Source organism: Pseudoroseomonas cervicalis ATCC 49957, assembly GCF_000164635.1.
Lineage (GTDB): Bacteria > Pseudomonadota > Alphaproteobacteria > Acetobacterales > Acetobacteraceae > Pseudoroseomonas > Pseudoroseomonas cervicalis.
Window position 1 is genome coordinate 330,240 of the sequence record NZ_GG770777.1, and the last position, 7,676, is coordinate 337,915.

The window sequence follows — 7,676 nt, forward strand, 5'->3', positions numbered from 1 at the left end:
CGGCCGAGGAGAATGGCCTGGTCAGCCCGCTGGCCGCCGCCGCCGCGGCCGCCGCCATCGGCCAGCTGGCCCGCGCCGTCGCCGATGACCGCAAGGCCAGCGTGCAGCGCGGCAGCGGCGTCACCATCGAGGATCTGGTGCGCGAGGAGCTGCGCCCGATGCTGAAATCCTGGCTGGACCAGCACCTGCCGCCCCTGGTGGAGCGTCTGGTCAAGTCCGAGATCGAGAAGCTGCTGAGCCGCAACGCCGGCTGAGGCAATAGCTGCTGCCGGGCGGGGCAGGGCGCCCCGCCGGCCTTCTCCTGCCTCCCTGGCGCGTGCCTGCCCCCTTGGTCTTGGCGGCGGGCTCTTGACGGCGGGGCGGCGGACGCACAAGCGTGCGCCATGCTCGACAAGACCCTCTCGCCCGCCAGTTTCGAACAGCGCCTCTATGAAGGGTGGGAGGCCGCCGGCAAGTTCGGCGCCCATCCCGACAGCACAGCGGCGCCGTTCACCATCATGATCCCGCCGCCCAACGTCACGGGCAGCCTGCATATCGGCCACGCGCTGACCTTCACGATCCAGGACACCCTGATCCGCTGGCGGCGCATGCAGGGCCGGGACGCGCTGTGGCAGCCCGGCACCGACCATGCCGGCATCGCCACGCAGATGGTGGTCGAGCGGCTGCTGGCCGGCCAGGGCGTGCAGCGCCGCGAGATCGGCCGCGAGAAATTCCTCGAGCATGTCTGGGCATGGAAGGGGGAGTCGGGCGGCAGCATCACCCGCCAGCTGCGCCGCCTCGGCGCCAGCCTGGACTGGCCACGCGAGCGCTTCACCATGGATGAGGGCCTGTCGCAGGCGGTGCGCGAGGTCTTCGTCACCCTGCACGAGCAGGGGCTGATCTATCGCGACCGCCGCCTGGTGAACTGGGACCCCAAGTTCCAGACCGCGATCTCCGACCTCGAGGTGGAGAGCCGCGACGTCAAGGGCAGCCTGTGGCACCTGCGCTACCCGGTGGAGGGCGAGCCCGGCCGCTTCATCGTGGTCGCCACCACCCGCCCCGAGACCATGCTGGGCGACACCGCGATCGCCGTGCATCCCGAGGATGAGCGTTTCCGCGACCTGATCGGGAAATTTGCCATCCTGCCGCTGGTGGGCCGTCGCATCCCCATCGTGGCGGATGAGTATTCCGACCCCGAGAAGGGCTCGGGCGCGGTGAAGATCACGCCGGCGCATGACTTCAACGATTTCGCCGTGGGCAAGCGGCACAACCTCGCCATGCCCTCGGTGCTGGACGCCGATGGCGCGGTGATGCTGGCGGAGATCGAGGGCGACCTCACCGCCATCGAGGGCGTCGCCGACCCGGCTTTCGTGCGCGGCCTGCTGGGCCAGGACCGTTTCGCGGCGCGCAAGGCGATCGTCGCCGAGCTCGAGCGGCTGGAGCTGGTCGAGCAGATCGAGCCGCACAGCCACGCCGTGCCGCATGGCGACCGCTCCGGCGTGCCGATCGAGCCGCGGCTGACGCTGCAATGGTATTGCGACGCCGCGACCCTGGCCAAGCCCGCCATCGAGGCGGTGGAGACCGGCAAGACCGAATTCGTCCCCAAGCACTTCGAAAACATCTTCTTCAGTTGGATGCGCGACATCCAGCCCTGGTGCATCTCGCGCCAGCTCTGGTGGGGGCACCAGATCCCGGCCTGGTACGCCCCGGATGGCAGCGTCTTCGTCGCGCGCACGGAAGAGGAAGCGCTGGCCCAGGCGCGCCAGAAGCTGGGCGCGGACGTCACCCTGACGCGGGATGAGGACGTGCTGGACACTTGGTTCAGCTCCGCCCTCTGGCCCTTCAGCACCCTCGGCTGGCCCAACAAGACGGCCGAGCTGGAGAAGTATTACCCCGGCGACGTGCTGGTCACCGGCTGGGACATCATCTTCTTCTGGGTCGCCCGGATGATGATGATGGGCATCCACTTCATGGGGGATGTGCCGTTCAAGACGGTCTACATCCACGGCCTGGTCCGCGACGAGAAGGGCCAGAAGATGTCGAAGTCGAAGGGCAACGTCATCGACCCGCTGGAGCTGGTGGACAGCTTCGGGGCGGACGCGCTGCGCTTCGCCATCGCCTCGCTGGCGACGCCGGGGCGCGACGTGAAGCTCGGCCGCAAGCGGGTCGAGGATTTCCGGTCGTTCGGCACCAAGATCTGGAACGCCGCCCGCTTCTGCGAGATGAACGGCATCGGACCGGATGCGGGCTTCGACCCCGCCAAGGTGCGGACGCCGCTGGCGCGCTGGATCCTGGATGCCTCCAACACCGCCATCGCCGAGGCCAATGCCGCGCTCGAAGCCTATCGCATGGATGATTATGCGTCGGCCTGCTACCGCTTCGTCTGGAACAGCTTCTGCGACTGGTTCCTGGAATTCGCCAAGCCGGCGCTGAACGGCCCCGACTCTGCCGAGAAGGCCGAGGTGAAGGGCGCCGCGCAATATGTGCTGGGCACCATCCTGAAGCTGCTGCACCCGGTGATGCCCTACCTCACCGAGGAGCTGTGGGACCGCTTCGGCTATGGCCCGGAATGCAGCCTGATCGGCGAGAGCTGGCCGACCCCGGTTGCCATCGAGGGCGCGGCGGAGGCGCGGGCGGAGCTGGACTGGCTGGTCTCGCTGATCTCGGCGGTGCGCGGCGTGCGGGCGGAGATGAACGTGCCGCCCTCCATCACCGTGCCGCTGCTGCTGCAGGGCGCTTCGCCCGAGACCCTGGCGCGCGGCGCGCGTTGGATCGACGCCATCCGCCGCCTGGGCCGCGCCACGGAGTTCCGCGCGCTGGCCGAGGGCGAGGCGCCGAAGGGCGCCCAGCTCGTGGTGGGCGAGGCCACCATCCTGCTGCCGCTGGCCGATGTCATCGACCTCGGCGCCGAACGGGCGCGGCTGGGCAAGGAGCGCGACAAGGCGCTGGCCGAGGCGGCGAAGGTCGAGCAGAAGCTGGCCAATGCCGATTTCGTCGCCCGCGCCAAGCCCGAGGTGGTCGAGGAGAATCGCGAGCGCCTGACCGGCTATCAGGCCGAGGTGGCGCGGCTCGAAGCGGCGCTGGCGCGCATCGCCGGCTGAGGCGTCCGGGGCCGGCCCCGCCGCCGGCCCCGAGCGCGTTTCCTGTCCGACCCGTGAAGAATTATTCACGGGTTTACTGGGCGCCGATTTGCAGGGCTTCCGGCCGGTTCATGGAAGGACTGCAACACACGCAGGTCTTGTATAATATCGCGCAAGGCCGTGCTGCGTTATCCGCTCGCTGAGCCCGCGCCCCGCCGCCAGCCCCCCTGGCGCGACGCGGGTGGACAGGAGTTGAGCATGAGCAGCAGCACAGGCGGCGCCCCCGCCGAAGCCGCGGCGGCGCCCGCGCCCCGCGACCCGCATGACACGCGCCGCCGGGTCCTCGCCATCCTCGGCGGGTCCTCGGGCAATCTCGTCGAGTGGTATGATTTCTACGTCTATGCGGCGACGGCGCTGTATTTCGCCCCTGCCTTCTTCCCCGGCGACAACCCGACCGTCCAGCTGCTCAACACCGCCGCCATCTTCGCCGTCGGCTTCCTGATGCGCCCGATCGGCGGCTGGCTGTTCGGCCGCATCGCCGACCGGCATGGGCGGCGCGCCTCCATGCTCATCTCCGTGCTGCTGATGTGCTTCGGCTCGCTGATGATCGCGGTGCTGCCGACCTATCAGAGCATCGGCCTCGCGGCGCCGGCGCTGCTGCTGGTCGCGCGGCTGCTGCAGGGCCTCTCGGTCGGCGGCGAATACGGCACCTCGGCCACCTATATGAGCGAGGTGGCGCTGGCCCGGCATCGCGGCTTCTTCGCCTCCTTCCAGTATGTGACGCTGATCGGCGGCCAGCTCCTGGCGCTGCTGGTGGTGGTGGTGCTGCAATCGCTCTACGACACCGCCGAGATCCGCGCCTGGGCCTGGCGCATCCCCTTCTTCATCGGCGCGGGCACGGCGGTGATCGCACTGTTCCTGCGCCGCGCCCTGCACGAGACCAGCACGGCCTCCGAGCGCGGCCGGGACGGGGCGGGCAGCATCGCCCTGTTGCTGAAGCATCCGCGCCCGCTGCTGCAGGTGATCGGGCTGACCGCGGGCGGCAGCCTCAGCTTCTACGCCTTCACCACCTACATGCAGAAATTCCTGGTCAACACGGCGGGCTTCAGCGCCGCGACCGCCAGCCAGACCATGGCGGCGGTGCTGTTCTGCTACATGCTGCTGCAGCCGCCGCTGGGCGCGCTGTCGGACCGCATCGGCCGGCGCAATTCGCTGCTGGTCTTCGCCGGCGGCATGGCCGTCATCACCGTGCCGCTGATGGGCTGGCTGGCCGGGGTGCAGACGCCGGTCGCCGCCTTTGGCGGCATCCTGGCGGCGCTGTTCGTGGTCAGCTTCTACACCTCGATCAGCGGCGTGGTGAAGGCCGAGATGTTCCCGGCCGAGATCCGCGCGCTCGGCGTCGGCCTCGGCTACGCCATCGCCAATTCGCTGTTCGGCGGCACGGCGGAATATGTCGCCCTCTACCTGAAGAGCCAGGGGGTGGAGAGCGCCTTCTACTGGTATGTCGCCGCCTTCGCCCTGGTGTCGCTGGCCGCCACCCTGTCGATGAAGGAGCCGCGCCAGCACGGCTATCTGCGCGCCACCGACGAGGATTGAGAGGGCCGGGCAGGGCGGCCACGCTCGCGTTTCCGTGAAAATCGGCCCGATTGTGGCGAAACCAGGGCGGGTGCCGCCTGTTCTTCCAGCACGCGGCCATGATGGCGCGTCGCCCCGCCGCCATCGCGCGGGGCGGAGACAAGGCCCGCGGGGCACAAGCCCCGCGCCCCGGCCGGCAGGCCGTGGGTCGAGGCCCTTTCCCGAAACTGGAGGTTTCCCCGCCATGACGAAGCTGATCGGCTCCACCGCCCTCGCCACCCTGCTGATGCTGGGCGCGCCCGGCCTGGCCCTGTCCCAGGGCGTCTCGCCGCAGGCGCCCGGCAGCGCCAGTGGTGGCGTCCAGGCCCAGGCCAACCAGCCACCCGGCGCCACCGGCCAGGGCGGCGCCGCGAATGGCCAGACCATGGGCGGTCAGGCCCAGGGTGGCCAGGCCATGGGCGGCGATACCCTGGCCGCCTTGTCCGAGGACCAGCTGCGCAGCGCGCTGGAAGCCCGGGGCTACAGCGACATCGAGGGGCTGGAGCGGCAGGACGACAATTTCCGGGTCGCCGAGGCGAAGCGCTTCGGCGAGCGGGTCGAGGATCTGCGCATCGATGCCCGCACCGGCCAGGTGCAGGACGAGCCCCGGCTGACCGAGGACCAGGCCCGCCATTTGCTGCGCGAGCGCGGCTTCTCCGAGGTCAGCGACATCGAGCGCGAGGGCGACATCATCACCGCCAGCGCCGAGCAGGATGGCAACAGCGTCGAGCTGCGCATCGATGCCCGCACCGGCATGATCCTGCAGCAGCAGCAGGGCTGATATGCGGCACCCCGGGCCGGCCACGCTCTGGCCGCCCGGCGGGGCGCAAGCCCTGGAAAAGCCCGGCGCCCCGCGCGCCGGGCTTTTTTCACGCCACGGCGCGGGCGGGTTGCCGGCGGAAGCTTGTTGCGCGATACACCCACCGGGACGCAACAGATTGAAGGTCACGCCCGCATGGCTGAGCACAAATGGGATAAGTCGCGCCTGCCGAGCCGCCATGTGAGCGTCGGCCCGGAGCGCGCGCCGCACCGCTCCTACTACTACGCGATGGGCATGACCGAGGAGGAGATCGCCCAGCCGCTGGTCGGCGTCGCCACCTGCTGGAACGAGGCCGCCCCCTGCAACATCGCCCTGAACCGCCAGGCGCAGAGTGTCAAGCAGGGCGTCAAGGAAGGCTTCGGCACGCCGCGCGAATTCACCACCATCACGGTGACCGACGGCATCGCCATGGGCCACCAGGGCATGAAGTCGTCGCTGGCCTCGCGCGACGCCATCGCCGACACGGTGGAACTCACCATGCGCGGCCACAGCTACGACGCCATGGTCACCCTGGCGGGCTGCGACAAGTCGCTGCCCGGCATGATGATGGCCATGCTGCGCCTGAACGTGCCCAGCGTCTTCATGTATGGCGGCTCCATCCTGCCCGGGAAGTTCAAGGGCAAGGACGTGACCGTGGTGGACGTGTTCGAGGCGGTCGGCCAGCACGCCGCCGGCAACATGTCGGATGAGGATCTGCACGCGCTGGAATGCGTGGCCTGCCCCTCGGCCGGTGCCTGCGGCGGCCAGTTCACCGCCAACACCATGGCGACGGTGTCCGAGGCGATCGGCCTGGCGCTGCCCGGCTCCGCCGGCGCCCCCGCGCCCTATGAGGATCGCGACAAGTGGGCGGTGGAGTCCGGCCGCGCGGTGATGGAACTGCTGAAGCGCAACATCCGCCCGCGCGACATCGTCACGAAGGAGTCGCTCTACAACGCGGCGCTGATCGTTGGCGCCACCGGCGGCTCCACCAATGCCGGCCTGCACCTGCCGGCCATGGCGCATGAGGCGGGGATCAAGTTCACCCTGCAGGACGTGGCCGAGATCATGCGCAAGGCGCCCTATATCGGCGACCTCAAGCCGGGTGGCCGCTACGTGGCCTATGACGTCTACAGGATCGGCGGCATCCCGGTGATCGTGAAGGCGCTGCTTGATGCCGGGCTGCTGCATGGCGACTGCCTCACCGTCACCGGCAAGACGCTGGCGGAGAACCATCGCGAGGTGATCTTCCCGCGCGATCAGGACGTGATCCGCCCTGTCTCCGAGCCGCTCTCGCCGACCGGCGGCGTGGTCGGGCTGAAGGGCAACCTCGCTCCGGACGGTGCCATCGTGAAGATCGCGGGCATGAAGACGCTGCGCTTCGAGGGCACGGCGCTGTGCTTCGACTGCGAGGAGGACGCCTTCAAGGCCGTGGAGAGCCGCGCCTACAAGGAGGGCGACGTCATCATCATCCGCTACGAGGGCCCGAAAGGCGGCCCCGGCATGCGCGAGATGCTCTCCACCACCGCGGCCATCTATGGCCAGGGCATGGGCGACAAGGTGGCGCTGATCACCGATGGCCGCTTCTCCGGCGCCACGCGCGGCTTCTGCATCGGCCATGTCGGGCCGGAAGCCGCGGTCGGCGGCCCGATCGGCCTGCTGAAGAATGGCGACAAGATCGTCATCGACGCCGAGAAGGGCACGATCGACGTGCTGCTGTCGGAGGAGGAACTGGCCAAGCGCCGCGCCGAGTGGCAGCCGCGCCGCACCGACTACAATTCCGGCGCGCTGTGGAAATACGCCCAGCTGGTGGGCCCGGCGCATCTCGGTGCGGTGACGCATCCGGGCGGCGCCGAGGAGACGCATTGCTACGCCGATATCTGAGCCGGCACTCCGGCTGGCCGGTAAAAAAAGGGGGGCGGGGCCGTGAGGCTCCGCCCCTTGTTTTTCAGCGCGTCACACCCTGCCGCGCTTCGTCACGCTTTTGCCCCAGCATCGCCATGAGTGGCGCGTTTCTTCCTGTGCAGAGGCTGCCAGGGCCTGGACCTCGCGCAGAGCCATCCGGGCAGCCACGGTGACAGAGGAGAACGCCGATGCTGAATCGTCGCAGCCTGTTGGGTCGCCTGGCGGCCGGGCTCGGGCTGGTGGCCCTGCCGCTCGCCGCCGGTGGGGGCGAGGCCGTGGCGCAGCCCTATGGCCCGCCGCCG

Annotated in this window: 5 protein-coding genes; all 5 read left to right on the forward strand. The window is 69.6% G+C overall.

The genetic code is table 11. The annotated features are described in order from the left end of the window. Positions 1-254, forward strand: a 254-nt coding sequence (locus HMPREF0731_RS01400) for a DUF2497 domain-containing protein (RefSeq protein WP_007002199.1), incomplete at its 5' end; no start/stop codon positions are given. Between the two features lie 129 nt (positions 255-383). Then, on the forward strand, positions 384-3,080 hold the full coding sequence (locus HMPREF0731_RS01405; protein ID WP_007002200.1) for a valine--tRNA ligase: 2,697 nt from the start codon (positions 384-386) through the stop codon (positions 3,078-3,080). A 237-nt stretch (positions 3,081-3,317) separates the two neighbouring features. After that, positions 3,318-4,655: an MFS family transporter gene (locus HMPREF0731_RS01410; protein WP_007002201.1), complete on the forward strand. Its 1,338-nt coding sequence runs from the start codon at positions 3,318-3,320 to the stop codon at positions 4,653-4,655. 223 nt (positions 4,656-4,878) lie between these two features. Next, positions 4,879-5,454 (forward strand): hypothetical protein, encoded by a 576-nt coding sequence (locus HMPREF0731_RS01415; RefSeq protein ID WP_007002202.1) that lies wholly within the window; start codon positions 4,879-4,881, stop codon positions 5,452-5,454. Between the two features lie 174 nt (positions 5,455-5,628). Continuing rightward, positions 5,629-7,353: a dihydroxy-acid dehydratase gene (gene ilvD, locus HMPREF0731_RS01420; RefSeq protein ID WP_007002203.1), complete on the forward strand. Its 1,725-nt coding sequence runs from the start codon at positions 5,629-5,631 to the stop codon at positions 7,351-7,353. Positions 7,354-7,676 lie beyond the last annotated feature (323 nt).